Origin of the sequence: Streptomyces albicerus, assembly GCF_008905045.1 — a bacterium.
GTDB classification, from domain to species: Bacteria; Actinomycetota; Actinomycetes; order Streptomycetales; family Streptomycetaceae; genus Streptomyces; species Streptomyces albicerus.
Map to the genome: position 1 here is coordinate 72420 of NZ_VWMY01000005.1, position 22793 is coordinate 95212.

At 70.8% G+C, this 22793-nt stretch carries 22 protein-coding genes; 9 read left to right on the forward strand and 13 right to left on the reverse strand.

Annotation, left to right across the window (positions count from 1 at the left end):
* Window positions 1-18: 18 nt before the first annotated feature.
* From GAS53_RS05495 to GAS53_RS05520, 6 genes are all read right to left on the reverse strand, one after another.
* Complete coding sequence (locus tag GAS53_RS05495; protein WP_151476279.1) at window positions 19-957, reverse strand: ABC transporter permease; 939 nt, start codon at window positions 955-957, stop codon at window positions 19-21.
* Complete coding sequence (locus GAS53_RS05500) at window positions 954-2075, reverse strand: ABC transporter permease (protein ID WP_151476280.1); 1122 nt, start codon at window positions 2073-2075, stop codon at window positions 954-956. The genes GAS53_RS05495 and GAS53_RS05500 overlap by 4 nt, the downstream gene beginning before the upstream one ends.
* Window positions 2072-3658: an ABC transporter ATP-binding protein gene (locus GAS53_RS05505; protein WP_151476281.1), complete on the reverse strand. Its 1587-nt coding sequence runs from the start codon at window positions 3656-3658 to the stop codon at window positions 2072-2074. The genes GAS53_RS05500 and GAS53_RS05505 overlap by 4 nt, the downstream gene beginning before the upstream one ends.
* 12 nt (window positions 3659-3670) lie before the next feature.
* Window positions 3671-4765 carry a BMP family lipoprotein gene (locus GAS53_RS05510; protein ID WP_151476282.1) on the reverse strand — a complete coding sequence of 365 codons (1095 nt, stop codon included), beginning with the start codon at window positions 4763-4765 and terminating at the stop codon, window positions 3671-3673.
* 107 nt (window positions 4766-4872) lie between these two features.
* The gene (gene deoD, locus GAS53_RS05515) at window positions 4873-5625 is read right to left on the reverse strand and encodes a purine-nucleoside phosphorylase (protein WP_151476283.1); all 753 of its coding nucleotides are present in this window, start codon (window positions 5623-5625) and stop codon (window positions 4873-4875) included.
* Window positions 5625-5828, reverse strand: coding sequence for a glutamine amidotransferase (locus GAS53_RS05520; RefSeq protein ID WP_151476284.1), 204 nt, complete (start codon window positions 5826-5828; stop codon window positions 5625-5627). The genes deoD and GAS53_RS05520 overlap by 1 nt, the downstream gene beginning before the upstream one ends.
* Before the next feature lie 312 nt (window positions 5829-6140).
* Here GAS53_RS05520 and GAS53_RS05530 point away from each other — a divergent pair, with 312 nt between their 5' ends.
* Together GAS53_RS05530 and GAS53_RS05535 are read left to right on the forward strand one after the other, a co-directional pair.
* The gene (locus GAS53_RS05530; protein ID WP_151476285.1) at window positions 6141-8741 is read left to right on the forward strand and encodes an ATP-binding protein; all 2601 of its coding nucleotides are present in this window, start codon (window positions 6141-6143) and stop codon (window positions 8739-8741) included.
* A 351-nt stretch (window positions 8742-9092) separates the two neighbouring features.
* Window positions 9093-10490, forward strand: a complete 1398-nt coding sequence (locus GAS53_RS05535; protein ID WP_151476286.1) for an FAD-binding oxidoreductase — start codon at window positions 9093-9095, stop codon at window positions 10488-10490.
* Window positions 10491-10565: 75 nt separating this feature from the next.
* On the opposite strand, the gene GAS53_RS05540 is transcribed toward GAS53_RS05535, so the two are convergent.
* From GAS53_RS05540 to GAS53_RS05555, 4 genes are all read right to left on the reverse strand, one after another.
* Entirely contained in the window at window positions 10566-11375 is an 810-nt protein-coding gene (locus tag GAS53_RS05540) for an SAM-dependent methyltransferase (protein ID WP_151476287.1), read from the reverse strand.
* Between the two features lie 35 nt (window positions 11376-11410).
* Window positions 11411-11923, reverse strand: a complete 513-nt coding sequence (locus GAS53_RS05545) for a hypothetical protein (protein ID WP_151476288.1) — start codon at window positions 11921-11923, stop codon at window positions 11411-11413.
* Window positions 11924-12130: 207 nt separating this feature from the next.
* The gene (locus GAS53_RS05550; RefSeq protein WP_151476289.1) at window positions 12131-12367 is read right to left on the reverse strand and encodes a DUF397 domain-containing protein; all 237 of its coding nucleotides are present in this window, start codon (window positions 12365-12367) and stop codon (window positions 12131-12133) included.
* 3 nt (window positions 12368-12370) lie between these two features.
* Window positions 12371-13192, reverse strand: a complete 822-nt coding sequence (locus GAS53_RS05555) for a helix-turn-helix domain-containing protein (protein WP_151476423.1) — start codon at window positions 13190-13192, stop codon at window positions 12371-12373.
* A gap of 291 nt (window positions 13193-13483) precedes the next feature.
* Here GAS53_RS05555 and GAS53_RS05560 point away from each other — a divergent pair, with 291 nt between their 5' ends.
* A complete protein-coding gene (locus tag GAS53_RS05560; protein ID WP_151476290.1) occupies window positions 13484-14896 on the forward strand; it encodes a hypothetical protein in 1413 nt (470 codons plus the stop codon).
* Window positions 14897-14931: 35 nt separating this feature from the next.
* Here GAS53_RS05560 and GAS53_RS05565 read toward each other — a convergent pair whose 3' ends face one another.
* Window positions 14932-15765, reverse strand: a complete 834-nt coding sequence (locus tag GAS53_RS05565) for an SDR family NAD(P)-dependent oxidoreductase (protein ID WP_318721278.1) — start codon at window positions 15763-15765, stop codon at window positions 14932-14934.
* A 147-nt stretch (window positions 15766-15912) separates the two neighbouring features.
* Here GAS53_RS05565 and GAS53_RS05570 point away from each other — a divergent pair, with 147 nt between their 5' ends.
* Together GAS53_RS05570 and GAS53_RS57960 are read left to right on the forward strand one after the other, a co-directional pair.
* Window positions 15913-16473 (forward strand): ATP-binding protein, encoded by a 561-nt coding sequence (locus GAS53_RS05570; protein ID WP_151476292.1) that lies wholly within the window; start codon window positions 15913-15915, stop codon window positions 16471-16473.
* Window positions 16470-17144, forward strand: coding sequence for a DUF6624 domain-containing protein (locus tag GAS53_RS57960; protein WP_318721281.1), 675 nt, complete (start codon window positions 16470-16472; stop codon window positions 17142-17144). Before GAS53_RS05570 ends, GAS53_RS57960 begins: the two co-directional genes overlap by 4 nt.
* A gap of 11 nt (window positions 17145-17155) precedes the next feature.
* Here the strand turns inward: GAS53_RS57960 and GAS53_RS05580 are convergent, their stop codons facing one another.
* Complete coding sequence (locus tag GAS53_RS05580; protein WP_151476293.1) at window positions 17156-17509, reverse strand: hypothetical protein; 354 nt, start codon at window positions 17507-17509, stop codon at window positions 17156-17158.
* Between the two features lie 256 nt (window positions 17510-17765).
* Here GAS53_RS05580 and GAS53_RS05585 point away from each other — a divergent pair, with 256 nt between their 5' ends.
* Window positions 17766-18734 carry an LLM class flavin-dependent oxidoreductase gene (locus GAS53_RS05585; protein ID WP_151476294.1) on the forward strand — a complete coding sequence of 323 codons (969 nt, stop codon included), beginning with the start codon at window positions 17766-17768 and terminating at the stop codon, window positions 18732-18734.
* A gap of 126 nt (window positions 18735-18860) precedes the next feature.
* Here GAS53_RS05585 and GAS53_RS05590 read toward each other — a convergent pair whose 3' ends face one another.
* On the reverse strand, window positions 18861-19688 hold the full coding sequence (locus tag GAS53_RS05590) for a PaaX family transcriptional regulator (RefSeq protein WP_192582983.1): 828 nt from the start codon (window positions 19686-19688) through the stop codon (window positions 18861-18863).
* A gap of 471 nt (window positions 19689-20159) precedes the next feature.
* On the opposite strand from GAS53_RS05590, the gene GAS53_RS05595 reads away from it, so the two are divergent.
* The 3 genes from GAS53_RS05595 to GAS53_RS05605 are packed head-to-tail and all read left to right on the forward strand — an operon-like array spanning window position 20160 to window position 22779.
* Window positions 20160-21137, forward strand: a complete 978-nt coding sequence (locus tag GAS53_RS05595) for an ABC transporter substrate-binding protein (protein WP_151476295.1) — start codon at window positions 20160-20162, stop codon at window positions 21135-21137.
* Complete coding sequence (locus GAS53_RS05600) at window positions 21134-22000, forward strand: ABC transporter permease (protein WP_225858763.1); 867 nt, start codon at window positions 21134-21136, stop codon at window positions 21998-22000. Before GAS53_RS05595 ends, GAS53_RS05600 begins: the two co-directional genes overlap by 4 nt.
* Window positions 21997-22779, forward strand: a complete 783-nt coding sequence (locus GAS53_RS05605; RefSeq protein WP_151476296.1) for an ABC transporter permease — start codon at window positions 21997-21999, stop codon at window positions 22777-22779. Before GAS53_RS05600 ends, GAS53_RS05605 begins: the two co-directional genes overlap by 4 nt.
* Window positions 22780-22793: the final 14 nt, after the last annotated feature.

Genomic DNA, 22793 nt, shown 5'->3' on the forward strand with positions numbered 1-22793 from the left:
CCGTCCGCGGCGCCCGTGTCAGAGGGAGGCGGTGGCGACCTCCCCGGCAGCGCCCCGCCGCTTCCGCCGCCACGCGTACACCGCGAGCGCCACCAGCGTCATCGCGTACGGGATCGTCGACACCAGCTGCGGCGGCACGTCCAGCGTGCCGAGCTGGACGGCCAGCGCCTCCGCCGCACCGAAGCCGAGCGCGGCGAGGAAGACGCCCCACGGGCGCAGGCCGCCGAGGAAGACCGCCGCCAGGGCGATGAAACCGCGGCCGGCCGTCATGTCCCGTACGAAGAAGGACACGTACCCCATGCTCAGGAAGACCCCGGCGAGGCCGGCGAGCGCGCCGCTGAGGGCGAGACCCGCGTACTGGACACGGCGTACCGGGATCCCGACCGACGCGGCGGCGTCCGGCGTCTCGCCGACCGCCCGCAGATGGAAGCCGAAGCGGGTGCGGAAGAACAGCCAGGCGACGAACGGCGCGGCCAGGAAGGCCAGCCAGGTGACCAGGTTCTGGCCGCTCACGACGTCGCCCAGCACAGGCACGTGCTCGATGCCCGGCAGCGTGACCGTCGGCACGGTGCCGCTCTTCAGGCCGGACGTGCCGCCCTTGTCGTCGAGGAGGGTGTAGACGGCGTAGGCGGTGGCGCCCGAGGCGAGCAGGTTGATACCGATGCCCGCGATGATCGCGTCGGCGCCCAACTCCAGCCGGAGCGCCGCCAGTAGCACGCCCAGCAGTGTCGCCACCGCGACCCCGCACACCGCGCCCAGGGCGACCGAGTGGCTGTACCCGGCGACGAGCGCGCCCGTGCAGGCCGCGCCGAGCATCTGCCCTTCCAGGGCGATGTTGCCGATGCCGGCGCGTTCGGCGACCAGTCCGCCGAACGCGGCGAGCAGGTACGGCGTGGCGACTCGCAGCACGGCCGCCAGGAAGGCGCTGCTGAGGACGACGTCGAGTACGGAACTCATCGGACGCCCACCTGCTTCCGTGCGATCCGGCGCTTGAGGAGGTCCGGCGGCGCCTGGGCGGTGACCAGCAGCACGATGACCGCCTGGATCACGACCACGATCTCCGTGCCGACGTCCGTCTGCTGTTCCATGATGTCGCCCCCGGCGCGCAGGTAGGAGTAGCAGAGCCCGGCCACCACGACGACCAGCGGGTTGTTGCGCGCCAGCAGGGCGACCACGATCCCCTCGAAGGCGAGGCTTCCGGCCAGGCCCGGTTCCAGGCGGCCGTACACGCCCTGGACGAGATGCGCTCCGGCGAGGCCGGCGACCGCGCCGCCGATGACGAAGCTCCACTCGATGATCCGGGGCACCTTGATGCCTCCGTACGCCGCGAAGTCGGGGTTGGCGCCGGTCATCCGGATCCGGTAGCCGAGCGGGGTACGGGTGATGAGCAGCCACAGCGCGACGGCGGTGAGCAGCATCAGCCCGAGGCCGACGTTGGCCCGGCCCATGGGGATGCCGAACCAGTCGCTCAGCGGGGTGAGCGCGGAGTCCCGCTGGATGGGCTTCGAGTGCACGGCACTGCTGCCCGGCTCCTTCAGCGGGCCGTTGACCAGGTAGTCGTAGACGCGTACGGCGATGGCGTTGAGCATCAGCGTGGCCACGATCTCGTTGGCGCCGAGCCGTGCCTTCATCGAGCCCGGCACCAGACCCATTCCGGCACCCGCCATGGCCGCCGCCACCATGGGCACGATCACGGCGGCCACCGCCGGCAGCGGCAGGAAGACCGCGACGGCAGCGGCCGCCAGCGCACCCGCGTAGAGCTGGCTCTCGGCGCCGAGGCTGAGCTGCCGGGCGCGGAAGGGGATCGCGACCGACAGCCCGAGCAGGGTGAGCGTGGTGGCGTCCTCCAGCCAGCGGCCGACGCGGAAGGAGCGTTCCAGCGGGCCGGTGAGCATCACCTCGTAGGCCCGTACCGGGTCGTTGCCGGTGGCGAGCATGACCAGGAAGCCGATGGTCAGAGCGGCCAGAACCGTGGCGAGGGCCATGCCGAGGTCGACGGCGAGGTCGCGGCGCCGGGTCGCACGGTACTGGCGTCGGTCCTCGGCCTCGATCAGGGTCATGGGGGTGGTGGTCACGAGGCTTCCCCCAGGTCTTCCAGACCGGCCGTGAGGTGATCCTGCTCGTGCTGCTCGACGCCGAGCATGTAGAGGCCGACCCGCTTCTCGGTGAGGCCGGTGGTGTCGTCGAACCGGGCGACCGGGCGGCCGTCCTTGAGGACGAGCAACCGGTCGGAGAGGGCGAGGAGTTCGGTGAGGTCGGCGGAGATCAGCAGGACGGCGGCACCCGCGTCGCGAGCGGCGACCAGCTGCTCGTACACGAACCGCATCGCGCCGACGTCCACCCCGCGTGTGACCTGAGAGGCGATCAACAGCCGTGGCCCCGCGGAGAGTTCGCGGGCGACGATCACTTTCTGCACGTTGCCGCCGGACAGCGCTCGTACCGGGACCGACGGGTCGGGGGTGCGGATCGCGTACTCCTCGATCAGCCGCTCGGCGTGGGCGCGCACGGCACCGGGGTGCAGTGTGCCGCGGCGGGCGAGGGGTGGTCGGTCGTGGCGGTCGACGACGAGGTTGTCGGCGATCGACCCGTCGAGCGCGGCGCCGTTGCGCAGCCGGTCCTCCGGTACGTAGCCGACACCGGCCCTGCGATGGCCCGCGACGTCGAGGCCGGCCGTGTCGATGCCGCCGACGTGGACCGTGCCCGCGGTGGGGCGGCGCAACCCGGCCAGGATCTCGGCGAGTTCGCTCTGGCCGTTGCCCTCGATGCCGGCCACGCCGACGATCTCCCCGCCGGCCACGTCGAAGTCCAGGCCGTGCAGGGACCGGCCGACCGGTGCCTCGTACCGGAGCCCGCGGACCCGCAGCGTGACCCCTGTGGGGCGGGCGGGGGCGCGGTCCACGTCCAGAGACAGGTCGCGGCCGACCATCATGGAGGCGAGGGACCGCTCGGTGGCGTCGGCGGTGGTGACCGTCCCCACCAGGGAACCGGCGCGCATCACGCTGACCCGGTCGCTGATCTCCCGTACCTCGCGCAGCTTGTGCGAGATGAACAGCACCGTCATCCCGCCGTCGCGCAGTCTGCGTACGGCGGCGAACAGGTCCTCGGTCTCCTGCGGGGTGAGCACGGCGGTCGGCTCGTCCAGGATCAGCACCTTCGCCCGCCGGTGGAGCGCCTTGAGGATCTCGGCGCGCTGCCGCATCCCGACCGACACCTCGTCGACGCGAGCCCGGGGATCGACGGCGAGCCCGGCCCCCGCCGCGAGCCGGGCGGTCGTCTCGACGGCCGCCTTCGGGTCGACCAGACCGCGACGGCCCGGCTCGACGCCGAGGACGACGTTCTGGGCGATGGTGAACGAGGGCACCAGCATGAAGTTCTGGTGCACCATGCCCACGCCCAGTGCGATGGCCGAGGCCGGCCCGCGCAGCGTTCGGGGCTGCCCGCCGATCAGGATCTCGCCCGAAGAGGGCTGTTCGAGACCGTAGAACAGCTTCATCAGCGTCGACTTGCCCGCTCCGTTCTCGCCCACGACCGCCCGGATCTCGCCCGGCGGGACCTCCAGGTGCACGCCGCGTACCGCGCGCACGCCGTTGGCGTACGTCTTGGTGACCGCACGGGCGGCGACGGCCGGACCGTCCTTGCGCCATGACTCGTTCATCATCAGGCCGTTCGGTCAGAAGGCGCTGGGGACCGTGACCGAGCCCGACTTGACCTTGTCGGCGGCTTCCTGGACCTCGGTACGGATCTTCTCGGGCACCAACTCCCGGAAGTGGTCGTCGTTCACATAGCCGACGGCGTCCTCGGCGAGACCGACGGTGTCGACGGCGCCGTACTTCAGAGAGTCCTTCTGGTCCGCCTGCGCGGCCTTGTACAGGGTGGTGCCGACGTTCTTGAGGATGGACGTGACGACGGTGTCCTTCTGCGCCTGGTCGGTGAGCGTCCGGTACTGGTCGGAGTCCACGCCGAAGGTGTAGCGCTTGGCGGTGACCGCCGACTCGAAGGTGCCGAGTCCGGAGAGTCCGGCGACCGGCCACACGAGCGCGGCGCCCTGTCCGTACATGGCGGTGGAGATCTCCTTGCCCTTCGCGGGGTCACTGAACGGCTTGTCGCCGCCCACGTACTGCACGAGCACGTCGGAGTTCTTTCCGCCCGCGTCCTTGAATCCCGCCCTGAAACCGACGACGAAGTCCTCGATGACCGGGATCTTCACCCCGGGCATGACGCCGACCTTCTTCAGGGATTCGGCTCCCTCGAGGGATTTCCCGGCCACCAGCTTCTCGGCGAGGAATCCGGCGAGATAACCGCCCTCGTTCTGCTTGAAGGTCACCGAGTAGACGTTCTCGCACTTGTTGGAACAGGTGCCGTTCTTGCCGCTGTAGTCCACCGGGGCGTCGAAGAGCCAGAACTTCTTGTCCGGGAATTGCGGGGCGAGTTCGCCGATGTAGTCGGTGACCTCGAAGGTGCCGGCCGCCAGGATGTCGTAGTCGTCGGCCGAGGCGGCGTCCTCGAATCCGGGTTCCCACTTGGTGCGGTCGGCACCCAGCTCGACCACCTTGAGCTCGTAGCCGAGGTCCTTCTCGGCCTTCTTCAGCCCCTCGTGGGCGGAGTCGAAGAACGACTTGTCGCCCAGCCCGCCATTGATCACTAATTTGATGCGCGGCTTGTCGGAGGAGGCCGCTCCGGAATCATCCCCGCCGGATCCTCCGCACGCGGTCAGCGCGAGCATCCCCGTCACCGCGATGGCGGCGCTTCTTCCGTATCGCATCATTGACCTCCTGATCATTTTGTTGCCGAGTGACGGCTGCGTTGACAGTAGGAAGTGCAAAACGTTTTGGCTACGTAGTCCGGTTTCTGTTTGATTTTCGGTGTGGGAATTCAGACATCGGCGAGCAGCGCGGTGGCGGCGATGCGCAGCGCCCGGTCGAAGCCCGTCTCGCGTTGCCCGGCGGTGAGGGCCTCGCCGGTGCGGAGGTGGTCGGAGACGGTCAGCACGGCGAGTGCCTCGCCGCCCTCCGCGGAGGCCACGGCATACAGTCCGGCCGCCTCCATCTCGGCCGCCAGCGTGCCCCGGCGCTGCAGCGCGTCGAAGAGAGCGGGGCGGTCCAGGTAGAAGTGGTCGCTGGTGAACACCGGCCCGATGTGCACGGCTCCACGGTCGGCCGGTTTCTCCGACTCGGCGGCGTCTGCCGCCGCCCGCAGCAGTCGGTACGAGGGGGCGAGGGAGAGGGTCACGCCGTCGACCAGGATCCGGCTGAGGCTGGAGTCGGTGTGCGCCGCGGAGGCGATCACTACGTCCCGCACCGCGACCGACTCCGGGAGCGCGCCGGCCGTACCGACCCGGACGATCCTGCGCACGCCGTAGTACCGGAACAGCTCCGTCGCGTAGATAGACACCGAGGGAATGCCCATACCGGAGGCGAGGACGGACATTGGCACGCCCCGGTGGCTGCCGGTGTAGCCGAGGATGCCGCGTACGTCGGTGACCTGCCGCGCGTCCGCCAGGAACGTCTCGGCGATCCGCCGGGCCCGGCGCGGGTCCCCCGGCATCAACACGAGTGGCGCGAAGTCGCCGGGCGCGGCCGCGAGGTGGGGTGTGCCGGTGAAGGGAGCACTCTCGTGATCGGACATCACAGCTCCGATCCGGCGAGCCAAGGCACCAGTCGGTCCCACAACTCGGCGTACCCCTCCCCGGCCAGGAACGGCGGTGGTGCCCAGTGCGGTGCCACATCGGAAGTGAACGCCGCGGTGTGGAAGGCGTCGAAGCCTTTCTGACGGACCTGTTGGACCGTGTACGTGAACCAGGATTCGCCCACAACGAGCACGCTGGGCATGGCGAACCGCCTTTCCAAGGCTGAGCAGAGCAGGGGGTGATGCGGCACGGCAAATCAACTCCGTACCGTGCGGCGGCAGTTGGGGCAAGTGGGGGTCAGCGGGTGGCAGGCCCCGTGGTGCCCCGCACCTTGAGCTCGACGGGCAGGGTGCGCCGGGAGGCCGGCGGGACTTCGCCCCGGGTGACGCAACGGAGCAATTGGGCGGTGGCGGTGCGGCCCACGTCGTAGGGCCGCTGGTGACCGAGCCGCGTTTTGTACAACCATCGACATCTTTGCGGGCCCGCCCGCCCGCACACGTGCCAGAATCGCACCGTGGATTGGGGGATCCTCGAACGCGACCACGAGCTGGACCGACTGGCCGCCGCCGCGCGGGACGCGGCAGACGGAGCCGGTTCGGTGGTGCTCGTCTTCGGGGAAGCGGGAATCGGCAAGTCGAGCCTGGTGAAGGCCATGCCCGGCGTGCTGCCCGCCGACGCGCGCGTCCTGATGGGGGAGTGCGACGACCTCGCGACCCGGCGACCGCTCGGCCCCTTCCGCGACCTCGTCGGCAGCGTCGGCGCGGAACTGGCGCGAGCGCTCACGGCGGGCGGCGACCGGCCCCGGGTGTACGACGCCCTGCGGGCCGAGCTGATCGCGGCCCCGCACCCGGCGGTCCTCGTCGTCGAGGACGTGCACTGGGCCGACGAGGCCTCGCTCGACGCCCTGCGGTTCCTGGTGCACCGGGTGGAACGCCTCCCGGCCGTACTGGTCCTGACCTACCGGGACGACGAACTGGACCGCCGCCACCCCCTGCACCACCTCCTCGGCCAGGTGTCCCGCGCCGAACGCGTGCACCGCCTCCCGCTGTCCCGGCTCTCCCCGGGCGCCGTCCGCACACTGAGCGCGGTGAGCCGGCTCGATCCGGCGGAGGTGTACACGGTGACCTCGGGCAATCCGTTCTTCGTCGCCGAGGTGGTGGCGGCCGGCGGCACCGGTGGCGTACCCCCGACGGTGGTCGACGCGGTCCTCGCCCGGCTGCGCGGCCTGGACGACCGCACCCGGGACGCCCTGGAACAGCTCGCCGTGGTGCCCTCCGCGGTCGAACGCCCCCTTGCCGACGCGCTGCTCACGGACGGCGTGGCCGAACTGGCGGCGGCCGAACAGCGAGGCCTGCTGACCGTGACACCTGAACGGGCGGGATTCCGGCACGAGTTGATCCGCCGGGCCGTCGCCGACTCACTGCCCGCCGCACGGCGCATCGAACTCAACCGACGTGTCCTCGCCGCGCTGGTCGCGAAGCCCGGCTCCGACCCGTCCCGCGTCGTCCACCACGCGGCGGAGGCGGGCGACCAGGAAGCGATCGCGCGGTACGGCCCCGATGCCGCCCGTGACGCCTCCAGCGCGGGCGCACATCGTGAGGCCGCGGCCCACCTGCGGCTCGTCCTCAGGCAGCGCGACCGCTTCGGCGCGGCCGAACTGGCCGGTCTGCTGGAGCGGTACGCCGTCGAGAGCTACACCATCGCCGACTCCGCGGCCGCCGTCGACGCCGAGCAGGACGCGGTCGCGCTGCGCCGGTACCTCGGCGACACCCGGGCACTCGGCGCCGACCTGCGCTGGCTGTCCCGGATCCACTGGTGGGCGGGCGACGCCGACGAGGCACAACGCGCCGCGCGCGAGGCCATCGCGGTCCTGGAGGAGGCGGGCGACGACCGGCTGCTCGCGCTGGCCCTCAGCAACACGTCCCAGCTTCACATGCTGTCCGAACGCACCGCCCAGGCGGTCGACTTCGGCGAGCGCGCCATCGCCCTGGCCCGCCGCACGGGCGACATGGCGATCCTCGCGCACGCCCTCAACAACGTCGGCAGCGCCCGCTGGCGCGCCGGTGACCCGCTGGGCCGCGCCCAGTTGGAGGAGAGCCTGAAGGTCGCACTGGCGGCCGGCGAGGTCGAGCACGCCTGCCGGTCGTACGCCAACCTGATCTGGACGCTGCTCGAACGCCTCGAGTACACCGAGGCCGACCGCTTCCTCGGGCCCGGGATGGAGCTGGCGGACCGGGCGGAGCACGTCGGCTTCCTCAGCTATCTCCATGTCTCGATGGCGCTGCGCCGGTTCGCCGCCGGAGCCTGGGACGACGCGGAGCGGCATGCCGAGGTGGGCGCCCACGAGTTCGTGCCCGCCCGCTGTCCCGCCCTGACCGTCCTGGCCCGGGTGCGCGTCCGCCGCGGCAGGAGCGGCGCCGACGAACTGCTCGACGAGGCCTGGGAGATCGCCGTACGCACCCGCGAACTCCAGCGCACCGGGCCGGTCGCGGCGGCCCGGGCCGAGGCGGCCTGGCTCCGGAGCGATCACGCCGCGGTGGTCGCGGCCGCCGCCGAGGTCTTCGAGCAGGCGCGCCGCCTGTCCGCCGTGTCGCACCGGACCGAGCTCGGCTACTGGCTCACCAAGGCGGGGCACCCCGTACCGGTAGACGGGTCGGACCATCCGTACGCGCTCCAGACCGCGGGACGGTGGCGTGAGGCGGCGCAGGCGTGGCTCGCGGTCGGCTGCCCGTACGAGCATGCCGCCGCGCTCGCCGAGAGCCCGGACCCTGACGACAAGCTCGCCGCCCTCGCCGGTCTGGACGCGCTCGGCGCGGAACCCCTGGCGCGCCTGGTCCGCGGCGAGTTGCGGCGGCTCGGCGTGCGCCGCATCCCGCGCGGGCCGCTCGCCGCGACACGGGAGAACCCCGCGGGACTCACCGAGCGCCAGCTCCAGGTCATGCGGCTGCTGGCCCAGGGTCTGACCAATCCCGAGATCGCCGAGCGGCTCGTGGTCTCGGTCCGTACGGTCGACAACCACGTCTCCGCCGTACTGGACAAGCTCGGCGCCCACACCCGCCGCCAGGCCACCGTCCGCGCCACGGAACTCGGCCTGCTGTCCGGACGTGAGACCTAGGCCCTGTCGTCAGACTCCCGCCTGCCCCGCGACGCCATGCACGCTCCCCCACTGCCTTAAAGGGCGTGGGAGGTGCCCCCACTCGCCGCACCGGGCACAGACCCAAGTACGTCCAGTACGAGGGCCTGCGCCCGGCACTCCCCCCAGCCTTCGGCCGGGGGGACCCCCAGAGCACGCACCTGACGCCGCGGGGCCCGCCCTCCGGGCGGACGACGGGAGTCTGACGACAGGACCTAGGTAGCCACCGCGCCGAGCTGAGTGACGGGCACGGATATCTGCGCCCGGGGGACGGGACTAGAAACAGGCGCATCGGAGGGGCCCGGAGGCAGGGTCCCGGATCGGGGGATGCGCATGTCCATCACACCGGCACAGGCAGCACGCCAGGAACTCACCGGATTCAAGGGCCAGTTGATCGGTCCGGACGATCCCGGTTACGAGGAGGCCGGCGCGGTCTACAACGCGATGATCAACCGGCGGCCCGCCCTGGTGGCGCGCTGTACGAGCGCCGAGGACGTGACGCACGCCGTCGGCTTCGCCCGCGACCACGGCCTGCCGCTGGCGGTCCGCGGCGGCGGGCACCACGGGGCGGGCCTGGGGACCTGCGACGACGGGGTGGTCGTAGACCTGTCCCCGCTCAAGGACATCGAGGTCGACCCGAAGGCCAGGACGGTCCGCGTCGGCGGGGGTTGCGTCTGGGGCGAAGTGGACCAGGCCACCAACGCACACGGTCTGGCCACCCCGAGCGGCATCATCTCCACGACCGGCGTCGGCGGCCTCACCCTGGGCGGCGGCCTCGGTCATCTCACCCGCAAGTGCGGTCTGGCCATCGACAACCTGCTGGAGGCCGAACTGGTCCTGGCGAACGGCGAGCACGTGCGCGCGAGCGCCGACGAGAACACCGACCTGTACTGGGCGATCCGCGGCGGAGGCGGCAACTTCGGAGTCGTCACCTCGTTCCTGTTCCGGCTGCACGAGGTGAGCACGGTCATCGCCGGGCCCACGTTCTGGCCCGTCGAACAGTGTGCCGAGGTCCTCGCCGCCTACCGCGACTTCATCCCGCACGCGCCCCGCGACCTCAACGGCTTCTTCCTGATCGGCGCCGTCCCGCCGGGCCCGCCGTTCCCCGAGGAGATCCATGGGCGCAAGGCCTGCGGTGTCGTGTGGTGTTACGCCGGGGACGACGAGGAGGCCGCGTCGCGCGCGATGGCGCCGCTGCTCGACGCCCTGCCGCAGCCGATGCTGCACGGCCCGGCACCGATGCCGCACCCCGCGATCCAGTCGGCCTTCGACGGCCTCTACCCGCCCGGCGACCAGTGGTACTGGCGGGCCGACTTCGTCAACGAGATCCCCGGCGACGCGATCGACCTGCACGCCAAGTTCGGTGCCGAACTGCCGACCATGAAGTCGACGATGCACCTGTACCCGATCGACGGCGCCGTCCACGACCACGCGCCGACGGACACCGCCTGGAGCTACCGCGACGCACGCTGGGCGTCCGTGTACGCGGGCGTGGACCCCGACCCGGCCAACGCCGGCCTGATCAAGCAGTGGACCGTCGACTACTTCGAGGCCCTTCACCCGTACTCGGCGGGCGGCGCCTACGTGAACATGATGATGGACGAGGGCCAGGAGCGCGTACGGGCGAGCTACCGCGACAACTACGCCCGGCTGGCCCGGATCAAGGCCGACCACGACCCGGGCAACCTGTTCCGGCTCAACCAGAACATCCAGCCGGCCGAGCGACCCTGACCTGCCCAAAGCCTGACCGGCCTCAAGATCGGCCCTGGCGCCAACGGGGGGCGCCAGGGCTTTCGGGGGCGCGGGTCAGGGCTTGCGGGCGATGCCCCCGTACACGTCCGTCGGCTCCGGGGTCGTGCCCGGCTCGGGGCGCCACAGCGGGCAGGAGACGATGCCGGGCTCCAGCAGCTCCAGGCCCTCGTAGTAGGCGGCGACCTGTCGCGGACTGCGCAGCACGTACGGGACGGCGCCCGTGTCGTCGTAGCCCTCCTGGGCCCGCTTGAGCTCGGCGTCGGTGTCGGTGCTGTCGTAGTGCACGAAGTAGCTGCCCGACGGCAGGGCGGCCTGCAGGCGGCGCACGATCGACTTGGCCTCTTCGTAGTCCTGGATGTGACCCAGGATGCCCATCAGCATCAGTGCGACGGGCTTGCTGAAGTCCAGGATCTTGTCCGCGGCTTCGATGATCTTCTCGGGCTCGTGCAGGTTGGCGTCGATGTAGTCGGTGACGCCCTCGGGGGTGCTGGTGAGCAGGGCCTGGGCGTGCCGCAGTACCAGCGGGTCGTTGTCCACGTAGACGATCCGGGACTCCGGCGCCACGCGCTGGGCGACCTGGTGGGTGTTGTCGTACGTGGGAAGGCCCGTGCCGATGTCCAGGAACTGGCGGATGCCCAGTTCGCCGGCGACGAACGTCACGGTGCGGATCAGATAGCCGCGGGAGGCGCGGGCCATCGTCTCGATGTTCGGGGCGATCTCACGGTAGGCATCGCCCGCGACCCGGTCGACCTCGTAGTTGTCCTTCCCGCCCATCCAGTAGTTCCAGATGCGGGCCGAGTGCGGCACCGTGGTGTCGATCTTGGACAAGGCTTCTTGGTCGGGGGTGCTCTGGCCGTCTGCCATGGGATATCTCCTGCCGTGCGTCACGCGGTCAGTCACTAACCTACCGTCAACTTCCTTTTGCATCGCCCCAGTTGAGGAGCCGGAGCAGGTGCACGGATGGGAGGGCCGGGGCCGCCGACGTCGAGAGTGACGACGGTGACGTGCTGGGCGAGGGTGCGGAACGCGCGGTCGAAGGCGTCGGCCGCCTCGGCGCTCTCGGCGTCCGGCTCGCGCCCGGAGTCCGTCAGATGGAGAAGGGCGCCGTCCCGTTCGGCCACGGACTCGGCGAAGTCGAGCGCCTGGATCCAGGTCACCCGGGAGTGTCCGCGGCGCAACGGCCCGTAGACGAGTTCGTGGATGATGCCGCCGTCGACGGCCAGCCGGCCGGGCGCGGCGAGGAGTTCGCGGTACGGGCGGGTCGGGTCCACGTGGTGCAGATGGCCCCGCGAGCGGCGGATCATGAATCCGTTGCGGACCAGTTCGGCGAGCAGTCCGCTTCTGCCGATTCCGTCGGGGCCCTCGACGACCAGTGTCCGGCACTGGCTGACGGCCTCATGGAGCGTGCGCATACCACTCCCTCCCGGACGACCGACTTTCCCAGTGTGGCCGGACGACCCGCACGGCGGGAGTGCGCGTGCGGGTTTTCCGGTTGTGCGGGCGTAGTGGTTGATGGTTGTGCGGGCGTAGTGGTGCTGCCCGGTACGGGCGAGTGGTGGCGTCCGAGCGCGGGCTCGCGACGCGCGGTCCTCGGTGCGACGTCGGGCGACGAGGCGGCGTCAGGCGACGAGGAAGTCGGCCTGGCCGGACTTCGCGCCTTCCAGGAACGAGACCATCTCGTCCCGGGTGTAGATCAGCGCGGGCCCGTCCGGGTCCTTGGACTGGCGGAACGCGACGCTGCCGTCGGGCAGCCGCTTGGCCTCGACGCAGCTTCCGCCGTTGGTGCCGCTCCAGGGCTTGTGCCAGCCCTCGGTTCCCAGATCGATGGCGGGCATCCCGCTGTAGATGGAACCCATGGCTCACAACTCCTTACGCAGTTCTCCCAGGATGGCCCTGGTTCGAGCGACCGGTTCCGCCTGCACGGACATCCGGTCCATTACTTCGAGGTACGTCACGACGTCGGTGGGCTGGTCGACATAGACCGCGCCGACGAGGCTCTCGGTGTAGACGACGTCGGGAAGTTCGGAGAAGCCGAAACGGAAGTAGTGGAAGGGGCCGAACGCGCCCGGGTGTGCGCCCACTTTGAAGCGCAGGATCTGGATCCGGACCTTGGGCATCTCCAGGGCCTCGGTCAGCCGGTCGAGCTGGGCCCGCATCACCTCGGCCCCGCCCACCGGGCGGCGCAGCACCGTCTCGTCGAGGATGGCCCAGACTGCCGGTGCGTCGGGCTTGGCCAGCAGGTCCTGGCGCTTCAGGCGCAGGGCGACCCGGCGGTCGATGTCCTCCTTCGTCTCGTTGGGAAAGCCGATGCGCATGAGCGCGGCGGCATAGTCGTGCGTCTGCAACAGGCCCGGGACGTAGTGGGGTTCGTAGAGACGGATGACGCTGGCTTCGCTCTCCAGGCTCACGTAGGCGCTGAACCACTCGGGCAGTACGTCGCGGTACGAGTACCACCAGCCGGGCTCGTTGGCCTCCCTGGCCAGAGCGAGGAAGTCGTCGATCTCCGCGGCGGGAACTCCGTAGGTGTGCAGCAACTCCCTCACGTAGGGGATACGGAAGCCGACCTCGGCCTTTTCGATCCGGCGGACCGTCAGAGGGGTGACCTCGATGGCCCGCGCCGCGTCCTCGAACGAGACTCCGGCCTGCTCGCGCAGCTGCCGGAGCCGCTTGCCGAGGACCATCCGCAGGACGGTCGGTGCACTGCCGCCCGAGCGGTTGTCGCTCACGTGCTACCTCCCGGAACGGCCGTCACAGCGTGCAGTGTGCCACGCCGTCGCTGACACAGACAGGGCGATGCGGATCGTTCTGAAATTATCAGAACGCTTGTTGCGGGTTGAGTCTGTCGGCCATCATAGTGATCGAGTGACCTGCCGCACAGCCCGGCGGCGACGACGCACAACAGCGCACAGCCGCACTGGAATTGACGCCCCGGCAGGTAGGGCGGAACCGCAGCACCGCGATGCGAGACCTGGATGGCCACCGTGAGCGACGGACAATCGAGGAGCCCGGGCAAGGGCCCTGCCGGGGCCAACAAGGCGCTGGCCGCCGCCCTCAGAGACGCCGGCTGCTCCTATGCCTCACTCGCCCTGCGGGTCAATGAACTGGGGCGCTGCCAGGGCACGGACTCCAACTACGACAAGGCGTCGGTCACCCGCTGGCTGAGCGGCCAGCAACCCCGGGGGAACACACCGGAGTTGATCGCCGCCGTGCTGTCCGAGCGACTCGGCCACGCCGTCTCGCCCACGGACCTCGGCTTCCTGCCCGACCAGCAACGCCCGGTAGCGGGCAGGGCACTCGTGTACCGCGAAGACCTGGCAGAAACCTTGCACACCTTGGCCGAACTGGGCTCCACCGACATCTCCCGCCGCAGCCTCCTCGGTGCGGTCCCCTTCGTCGCCGGTGCCCTGACGAATCCTCAGCGCGAATGGCTGCTCTGGCTGGTGGAGAACCCCGACGTCACCCGCCTCGCCCCGGTGACCGACGGCGGGCCCGTCGAGCAGGTCCACGCCATGATCAGCATGTTCGACCAGATGGACAACCACTTCGGCGGCGGCGGAGTGCGCACCAGCATCGTGCACTACCTGTCCACCGAGGTCGTCCCCATGCTGCAGCGCCGCGGCACACCCCCGCACCAGCAGCGGCTGCTGTACGCCGCCGCGGCCCGCCTCGCCGCGATGGCCGGCTGGAGCTCGTACGACGCGGGGGAGTACGGGCTCGCGCAGCGCTACATGACCCAGGCGCTGAGACTGTGCGCCGAAGGCCGCGACCGCGTCCTGGGCGGGCAGATCCTCGCCGGCCTCTCGCACCTGGCCACCAGCCTCGGCCGGCCCGACGAGGGAGTGGCGCTGGCCAGGGCCGGTATCGCCACCGCGAGGGACTCGGGCAGCCCGCTCGGCCTGATGCGTCTGTACGCCATGTCGGCGCGCGGACACGCGGCGCGGGGCAGCTCCGGCGAGACGGCCGAGGCGCTGCGGCTCGCGGAGCAGCAGCTGGACGTGAGCCGCGGCGCCGCCCAGGAGTCCGTCTGGGTCCGCTTCCTCGACCACCACTATCTGCAGGCCGAGTCCGCCCTGTGCTTCCGTGACCTCGGCCTCGCCGCGCAGGCGGAGCGCACGGCGGGTGAGTCCATCGGCGCCAACGCCGACCGGCGCAGGCGCCAGGCCATCAGCCGTTCCGTACTGGCGACCGCGCACCTCCAGCAGAACCGTCTCGACGAGGCCATCGGCACGGCGACCGAGGCGCTCGAGACCCTCGGTACGGTGCACAGCGAGCGTTCCATCCAGGCCCTGCGCGACTTCCGCAGGAGGCTGGAGAGCCGCCGGCACGAGCCGCTGGTCCAGGAGTTCGAGCGCAGGTCCCGCCCGGTGCTGGGGGCCGCGGCATGACGGCCGGCCCGGGCACGACCGGCCCGCCCGGCGGTTCAGTAGCCGTCGGGGGAGGGGGCGTTCTGCGCGCGGTCGACGGGCAGGTTGGCCCCGGAGACGCCGCTCGACCAGTCGGACAGCAGGAACGCCACTACGTGCGCCACCTCCTGCGGCGCGACCGGCTCCCCGCCCGGCAGCTCCGCCGCCGCGAACGCGGCGAAGGCCTCGGGATCCTCCCGGCGCATCCGGTCCCAGCGCCGGCCCGGGATGAGCATCGACCCCGGCGAGACGGCGTTCACCCGGATTCCGTCCGGGCCGAGCTCGCGGGCCAGCGAGGCGGCCAGATGGATCTGGGCGGACTTCGCCGTCCCGTACTGCGCGTTCGGACCCGGCTTCCAGCCGGAGATCGACGAGATCACCACGACCGAACCGCCACCGGCCGTACGCAGATACGGAACCGCGGCCCGCACCAGCCGCGCGGTGTGTCCGACGTTCAGCTCCCAGGTCGCGGCCCAGTCCCCGGCGTCCGTCTGTTCGAGGCCGCGCCCGCGAGATCCGCCCGCACAGGCCACTACCCCGTCCAGGCCGCCAAAACGTTTCGCCGAGGCCGTGACGAAGGCCTCCAGTCGCTCGGGCTCGGTGACGTCGAGTGCCCGTGCGAACAACCGGCCGGGCCCCGTGGCGTCCAGCGACGCCTTCAGAGCCTCCAGGTCCGGTGCGGTGCGCGCGCACGTCGCCACCCGGGCCCCCTCGGCCGTCAGCAGCCGCACGATCTGTTCGCCGAGCCCCCGCGTGCCACCGGTGACCAGCACCCTTTTGCCGCTCACACCCGGCCAGCCGCGGACACCCTGCCCGCTGTCGACAGCCTGGCCTTCGCTCACGTTGCTCACGCGATCGAACATACATGCCACACCACTACGCACCTGCAACCGGACAACCCCCGCACTCCCTGGCCGAGCCACCGGTCCGACGGGTTGGCTGCACGTGCAGCCACCGAGAACGTCCCCCACCCGTGCTGCACACGAAAAGGAGGCACGATGACGGCATCCAGTGCGCACAGCCGCCGGCCGTCGCCCTCACTGACGCATGGCGCGGACCGCGACGCACCCGGCGGTCGGGCATGGGCCGATGAGACCGCCCGGACCGTCCCGGTCGTGCCTGCCGCTCCGGTCGCGCCCGTCGCTGTGAGTTCGCCCCGTGTCCTTCGCACCGTGTTCGCAGCCCAGCCGTCGCGCGCCTCCGCCGTGCGGCGCATGGTCGCCGAACGGCTGTCGCACCTGCGGCTGCCGGCCGAGCAACTCGACAACGCCGTCCTGGTCACGGACGAACTGTTCGCCAACGCCGTCAGACACGGAAGCTCCGACATCGGCGACACGGTCACCGTCGGCATCGAGTGCACGGATCACGACGTACGCGTGACGGTCGCCGACCGTTCGCCCGACCTTCCGCGTCACCGCACGGCGGATCTGGCCGAGGAGTCCGGACGCGGACTCGCCATCGTGGCCGCGCTGGCCGACGACTGGGGCATCGCACCGCCCGATCCCGGCGAGACGGGGAAGCGGGTGTGGTTCTCATTGGACATTCGGGGGACGTCATGAGCAGTTCCGGCATCTCGGGCCACCTCGCGCACGACACGGCGCGGGACGGGCGTACGGCGCTTGGGCGCGATGCGGGACGGGACGGTCATGCGGGTCGCGCACCGGACGCGGCGGGGGAGGACCGCATGGGACGGGCGCACGAAGAGATACGGGAGGGGCGGCCGACCGTGGTCCCGGCGCTCGCGGCCGCCCTCGCTCGCGAACTGGTCCGCAGGGCGGAGGAGGACCAGCGCGCGATGCGGGACGCGCATCGCAGTCCCACGCAGGCCGCGCACCGGCGTATCGCCGAGTGCCGCAAGGACAACGCCGAGGCGCTGAAGACCATCGTCCGGCGCCATGCGTGGCCGACCGCCGACCTGGTCGGCGCGCCGGCTTCCACGGCGGCCCTGATGATCCTGCTGCACGCCCCGGACCTCGACTTCCAGCTCGCCTGCCGCGACCTGATCGCCCAGGCCACCGCGGACGGACGCTGCCCCGCGCCGCATCACGCGTACATCGCCGATCACTGCGCCGTCGAACTCGGCCAGCCGCAGTTCTACGGCACCCGTGTCGACCCCGCGACCCTCCGCCCGTATCCCGTCCGCCGGCCCCAGACGCTCGACGAGCGCCGCCGGGACGTGGGTCTCGGCCCGCTCGACGAGCAGATGCGGGCGCTACGGCTCGGTGGTTGAGACGGGTGGCCCTACGGGACCAGGCACAGCTGCCACTCCTGCTCCTGGTCGCCGGCGGCCATCCCCTCCTCGCGGACGTTGAAGACCGCGGTGAGGGTCTCGTCGGCCCGTCGCACGGCCTCGGGGGTGCCCTGCAGGGTGACGGTCACGGGAGCGGAGAGCCGCGGCGCGGTCTGCGGTGTCTCGCCGCCACCGGTCGGTACGTCGTTGTCGAACGCCGCCGTGTAGACCGTGGCGCCTCCGTCCCCGGGCATGTCGTCCGCCGCTCCGAAGGTGGATTCGAGGGTGTGGACGACCGCCCGCGCGTCGGCGGCCGTGCCGCCGCTGAGGGTGAGCGTCAGAGCGAGATGCGTGCCAGGCGTCATGACCAGCCACCTTTTCCTGTACGGATGCGCGCCATGCCGTTCGTGTAACCGGTCCCCCATGCCACAAACGGCGGCGCGGCCCTCCTTGAGCCTGTTCCCATGACACCGCCTTCCGCCGGACCGCGCAGCCGCGCCGCGGAGGTCTCTTCCCGTGGCGCGGGGTTGTGGCCGATCCCGCCGGGTCATATGTTTGGGCTCAAATGAAATTGCTGCCTCCGCGTTGGCCTGGGGCACCCGGGAACGAAGGATGCCGACGATGACCAAGACTCCCCGCATGCTGCTGGTCCTGAGTGAGAACTGGACCCTGACCGGCGGCCGCGCCGACCTCCCCGCCGCCGTTCGCTGGGCCCGCGAGGCCGAGGACGCGGGCTTCGACTCCGTGATGGTGAGCGAACACATCGTGCTGGGCCCCGACGCGGTCGCCGACGGCATCATGGGCAACCCACGCGACTACGCGCTGCCGGGCAACCAGGATCCGTACACCCCCTGGCCCAACTCCCTGATCCTGCTGGGCGCGATCGCCTCGGTGACGGAGAGGCTGCGGCTGGCCGCAGCGGCCGTCCTCGCGCCGCTGCGCCATCCCCTGCTGCTCGCCCGGGAGTTGGGCACCCTCGACCTGATCAGCGAGGGACGGCTGCTGGTGCAGCCCACGGTGAGCTGGAGCAGGGACGAGTACGACGCGATGGGGGTGCCGTTCGGCAAGCGGGGGCGCCTGCTCGACGAGCACTTGGAGGTCTGGGCGAAGGCCTGGGGACCCTCCCCGATCTCCCACGAGAGTGAGAACTACCCGTTCCGGGACGTCTACTTCGAGCCCAAGGCGTACCGACGGGAAGGACCCCGGCTCTGGTTCGGCGGGCAGCGCCTGCACGGTCCGGTGCTCAGGCGGCTGGTCCAGTACGGGCACGGCTTCCATCCGCTGGGCCGTCCGACGCCGGAGGACCTGCGGAAGCTCGAGGAGGCCATGGGTGCGGCCGGACGCGACATCGCTGAGCTGGAGATGATCGGCGGCACCCAGGCCGTGTTCCCCGACGACCACTCCCCGGCGGATCTCGGCGCGGCCCTCGCCGCCATCCCGGAACAGCTGGAGCAGGGCTTCACCACCTTCTGCGTCAAGCCGAACCAGTTCATCGACGACCCGAAGGGCGTCGGGGCGTTCTGCCGCGAGGTGATGCGGCGTGTGGAGGCGCTGACCGCGGGCGGACACGCGGTCCTGCCACGCGGCTGAGTTCGCGGCCTAAGCGCTCCGCTGGAAGAACGGTGATGAACCTGCGGGCCGGTGGGGGCTGGTCGCGCAGTTCCCCGCGCCCCTTACGGGGCGCGGTACCGCACCGGACTTCGCCAAGCCCCCTGGTCAGGACGTCCGCAGCGGCGTGGTGTCCAGGAGTTGGGCGGCCATCCGGCGGGTGGGACCCTCGGTCTGCCGCGCGATGCGGTGGAAGGTCTCGTGGGCAGAGCGGGCCGGCCAGTCGGCGGGGAGGTGCCGGGCGGGCAGCCGCGGGTCCGTGCGGAGGATCCCGAGCCATTCGCTGACCAGGTGCAGACGCGTTCCGATCGGGTCGCCGTTGCCCGTGCCGAGCCAGGCCGTCCAGCGCTTGTCGAAGTCGGCGTACCGGGCGCCGACGCCGTCCAGGTCCCAGGTGTCGCGGATCATCAGACCGATGTCGGTGGCGTCGTCGGCCGTGGCGTGGAAGATCTTGACGTGGGCCGCGAGCCCGAGTTCGGAGACGAGTTCGGAGACGTCGATCTCACCGGGTGCGATCCACAGTCCGCTGTAGAGGGCGCCGAAGCCCGACCAGGTGAGCCGGGAGCGCAGGTCGTGCCGCTGGCGCTGCCAGGACTCGGGCAGCGAGAAGCCGAGCAGTGTCCAGGTGCCGTCCCAGTCGTCGTTGACGGCGCCGGTGTCCCAGAGGCGCTTCTTTCCGTCCCAGAGGATCTCCGTCGCCTGCGCGGTCAGGCCGAAGTACATCCTGCGCCCCTCGCGCTGACGTCGCAGCAGACCGCGGTTGACCATGCGGGTCAGGGTGGACCGCACGGCCTGCTCGCCGACTCCGGCACGGGCCAGCACCTCGATGATGCTGCCCGAGTACACGCACAGGGGCCCCTCCTCCAGAACATGGCCGCCGAAGAAGGCGAACATGAGCGACTGGGGGCGCAGCTGCGGTCCGCTCGGGAAGTCCATGGCCGCCTGTGGAGTCTCGTCGTGCACGTCGGAAAGGGTACGGCCGCCCATCGGAAGCCTGGGGTCGGCGGGCTGTGAGTGGTGCCCGTCGGTCCGCTCGACGGGTTCTGCGGCGGGTCGGGAAGGAGGCGGCGAAGCCATCGCAACCTCCACTGTCCGGAGTACTGACAGCGCGAAGATAGATGTGTAGATTGCGGCCGTCAAGAAAGTGCACAACGTTTGGACGTGGTGACGAGTCGCGACGAGGCAGCGGTGCCCACTCCCCTCTCCGCTGCCTCACCGTCGGGACTCCGCACGTCCGGCGGCCGCGGCCCCGGGGGCGCCCGACGCAGAGACCGGTCCCGAAGCCGGCTCGGTGTCGGTTGCCGACGCGTCCCCGGGGTCAGCGGGTTTCAGCTCGACCCGCTCGACCCGTTCGGTCACCGCGGGTTGTTCACACCATTCACAGATGTCTTCCGTCAGGAGAAGCCCATGCACAGGCGCATACTCGGGCTAGCCACAGTCGTGATCACGGTCGTAGGCGCGGCCGGATGCGGGTCCTCGTCCTCCTCGAGCGGCGCTTCGTCGTCCTCCGGCGGAGGCAAGACCACGGAGGTCAAGGTCGGCATCATCCCGATCGTCGATGTGGCACCGCTCTATCTGGGTGAGAAGAAGGGCTTCTTCAGCAGCCGCGGCATCAAGCTGAAGATGGAGAGCGCCCAGGGCGGCGCGGCGATCATTCCCGGCGTGGTGAGCGGCCAGTTCCAGTTCGGCTTCAGCAACACCACCTCGCTGATGATCGCCCAGACCAAGGGCGTCCCCATCAAGTCGGTGGTCAACGGCGTGGCCAGCAACGGCAAGGTCGGGGCCGACGTCAGTGGTGTGGGCGTCAAGAAGGACAGTTCGATCAAGTCGGCCAAGGACCTCGTCGGCAAGACCGTGGCGGTGAACACCCTGCAGAACATCGGGGACACCACTGTGCGCCAGACGGTTCGCGCGGACGGCGGTGACCCGTCCAAGGTCAAGTTCCTCGAGATGCCCTTCGACCAGATGCCGGCCGCACTGGATGGCGGGCAGGTGGACGCCGCCTGGATGGGCGAGCCCGCGCTGACGATCGCCAAGTCGCAGGGTGCCCGCGTCGTGGCGTCGCCGTTCGCCGAGACCGACCCGAAGCTCACCCTGGCGACGTACTTCACCTCGGCCAAGGTCGTGCAGGAGAACCCGGACCTGGTCAAGAAGTTCACCGAGGCGGTGACCGAGTCCTTGAAGTACGCCTCCGAACACCCCGACGAGGCACGCCAGATGCTCACCACGTACACCAAGATCAGCGGTGAGGTGCTCAAGAACCTCGCCCTGCCCAGCTGGCCGGCGGAGGTCGACATGGCCTCGCTGGAGAAGCTGGCCTCCCTCGGTGAGAAGGACGGCATCTTCGGCGGCAAGAAGCCCGACCTGAACACGCTGTTCTCATGACCAGCCCCGGAATCACCCCTGTGATGGAGAAGACCGCCGGGACCGACACCGGTCCCGGCGGTCCCGGCGGGGCGCCTGCCCGGCGCGGTCCCGTCCCGGTGGCCCTGCTGCGCGGCCTCGCCGGTGTTGCCGGACTGGTCGCGGTGCTCGAAGTGCTCCCGCACACCGGCCTGGTGTCGGCCGACTATCTGCCGCCCGCCTCGGAAACCGTCCGCGCCCTGTGGCAGATGCTCGCCGAGCAGACGTTCTGGACCGCGCTCGGCGACACCCTCACCGGCTGGGGTCTGGGCCTGGCGATCGCCGTCGTGGCGGGCGTCGTGGCGGGAGTGATCATCGGCTCCGTACCCGTACTGCGCGCGGTGACCGCCTCAACGATCGAGTTCCTGCGCCCCATCCCGTCCGTGGCCCTGATCCCCGTCGCGGTCCTGCTCTACGGCACCGACCTCAGGTCCAAGCTGCTGCTCGTGGTGTACGCCTCCTTCTGGCAGGTGCTCGTCCAGGTCCTGGCCGGCATGCAGGACGTCGACCCGGTCGCCGACGACACCGCCCGCAGCTATCTGCTCGGCACCCGGGGCCGGGTGCGCCACGTCATGTGGCCCACCGCGCTGCCGTACGTGATGACCGGCGTGCGGCTGGCCGCCACCGTCGCGCTGATCCTCACGATCACCGCCGAACTCGTCATCGGCGCCCCCGGTCTCGGCCGCGAGATCGCCGTGGCGCAGGTGTCCGGAGCCGTGCCGCAGGTCTACGCCCTGGTGCTGGTCACAGGGCTGCTCGGGGTCGCCGTCAACCTGCTGGCGCGGGCGGTCGAACGACGGGCACTGCACTGGCACCAGTCCGTACGCGTGGAGGTGACCGCATGACCGTCGTCGCCGTGGTCCGACGGACCCTGCTGGTGCTGGGTCTGCCCGTGGTCCTGTTCGCCCTGTGGTGGTTCGCCACCGCGGACAGCACCGACTTCTACTTCCCGCCGCTGGCCACCATCCTGGAGAGCTTCGGGAAGGTCTGGACGGGGGAGCGGCTGCTGTCGGACGTCGTACCGAGCCTGCTGCGTCTTACGGCCGGTTATCTGCTCGCCGTGGTCGTCGGCGTGGGACTCGGCCTGGTGGTCGGCATGCGGCGGACCGTACGGGACTACCTGGAGCCGGTCCTCGAACTCTTCCGGGCCATCCCGCCACCCGTCCTCGTCCCGGTGATCATGCTGTTCGCGGGCATCGGCGACACCATGAAGGTGCTCGTCATCGTCAGCGGCTGCATGTGGCCGATCCTGCTCAACACTGTCGAGGGCGTCCGCGCCGTCGACGAGGTGCTCAGCGACACCTGCCGCTCCTACGGCATCACCGGCACCGCACGCCTGCGGCATCTGGTGCTGCGCGGGGCGAGCCCGCAGATCGTCACGGGCATGCGGCAGGCCCTGTCGATCGGCATCATCCTCATGGTCATCAGCGAGATGTTCGCCGCCAGCAACGGCCTGGGCTTCACGATCGTGCAGTTCCAGCGCTCCTTCGCCATCCCCGAGATGTGGAGCGGTGTCCTGCTGCTCGGCGTCCTCGGCTTCCTGCTGTCCCTGCTCTTCCGATTCGCCGAGAACCGCGCCATGGCCTGGTACCACGGGCTGCGCCGCGCCCAGCGCAATCCCTGACGCACCCCCTGACA

Bases quoted from the DNA above. Each gene is read 5' to 3' on its own strand.
- GAS53_RS05495 (WP_151476279.1), bottom strand. From the start codon at position 957: ATGAGTTCCGTACTCGACGTCGTCCTCAGCAGCGCCTTCCTGGCGGCC.
- GAS53_RS05505 (WP_151476281.1), bottom strand. From the start codon at position 3,658: ATGATGAACGAGTCATGGCGCAAGGACGGTCCGGCCGTCGCCGCCCGT.
- GAS53_RS05510 (WP_151476282.1), bottom strand. From the start codon at position 4,765: ATGATGCGATACGGAAGAAGCGCCGCCATCGCGGTGACGGGGATGCTC.
- deoD (WP_151476283.1), bottom strand. From the start codon at position 5,625: ATGTCCGATCACGAGAGTGCTCCCTTCACCGGCACACCCCACCTCGCG.
- GAS53_RS05520 (WP_151476284.1), bottom strand. From the start codon at position 5,828: ATGCCCAGCGTGCTCGTTGTGGGCGAATCCTGGTTCACGTACACGGTC.
- GAS53_RS05535 (WP_151476286.1), top strand. From the start codon at position 9,093: ATGTCCATCACACCGGCACAGGCAGCACGCCAGGAACTCACCGGATTC.
- GAS53_RS05540 (WP_151476287.1), bottom strand. From the start codon at position 11,375: ATGGCAGACGGCCAGAGCACCCCCGACCAAGAAGCCTTGTCCAAGATC.
- GAS53_RS05545 (WP_151476288.1), bottom strand. From the start codon at position 11,923: ATGCGCACGCTCCATGAGGCCGTCAGCCAGTGCCGGACACTGGTCGTC.
- GAS53_RS05550 (WP_151476289.1), bottom strand. From the start codon at position 12,367: ATGGGTTCCATCTACAGCGGGATGCCCGCCATCGATCTGGGAACCGAG.
- GAS53_RS05555 (WP_151476423.1), bottom strand. From the start codon at position 13,192: ATGGTCCTCGGCAAGCGGCTCCGGCAGCTGCGCGAGCAGGCCGGAGTC.
- GAS53_RS05560 (WP_151476290.1), top strand. From the start codon at position 13,484: ATGGCCACCGTGAGCGACGGACAATCGAGGAGCCCGGGCAAGGGCCCT.
- GAS53_RS05570 (WP_151476292.1), top strand. From the start codon at position 15,913: ATGACGGCATCCAGTGCGCACAGCCGCCGGCCGTCGCCCTCACTGACG.
- GAS53_RS57960 (WP_318721281.1), top strand. From the start codon at position 16,470: ATGAGCAGTTCCGGCATCTCGGGCCACCTCGCGCACGACACGGCGCGG.
- GAS53_RS05580 (WP_151476293.1), bottom strand. From the start codon at position 17,509: ATGACGCCTGGCACGCATCTCGCTCTGACGCTCACCCTCAGCGGCGGC.
- GAS53_RS05585 (WP_151476294.1), top strand. From the start codon at position 17,766: ATGACCAAGACTCCCCGCATGCTGCTGGTCCTGAGTGAGAACTGGACC.
- GAS53_RS05590 (WP_192582983.1), bottom strand. From the start codon at position 19,688: ATGGACTTCCCGAGCGGACCGCAGCTGCGCCCCCAGTCGCTCATGTTC.
- GAS53_RS05595 (WP_151476295.1), top strand. From the start codon at position 20,160: ATGCACAGGCGCATACTCGGGCTAGCCACAGTCGTGATCACGGTCGTA.
- GAS53_RS05600 (WP_225858763.1), top strand. From the start codon at position 21,134: ATGACCAGCCCCGGAATCACCCCTGTGATGGAGAAGACCGCCGGGACC.
- GAS53_RS05605 (WP_151476296.1), top strand. From the start codon at position 21,997: ATGACCGTCGTCGCCGTGGTCCGACGGACCCTGCTGGTGCTGGGTCTG.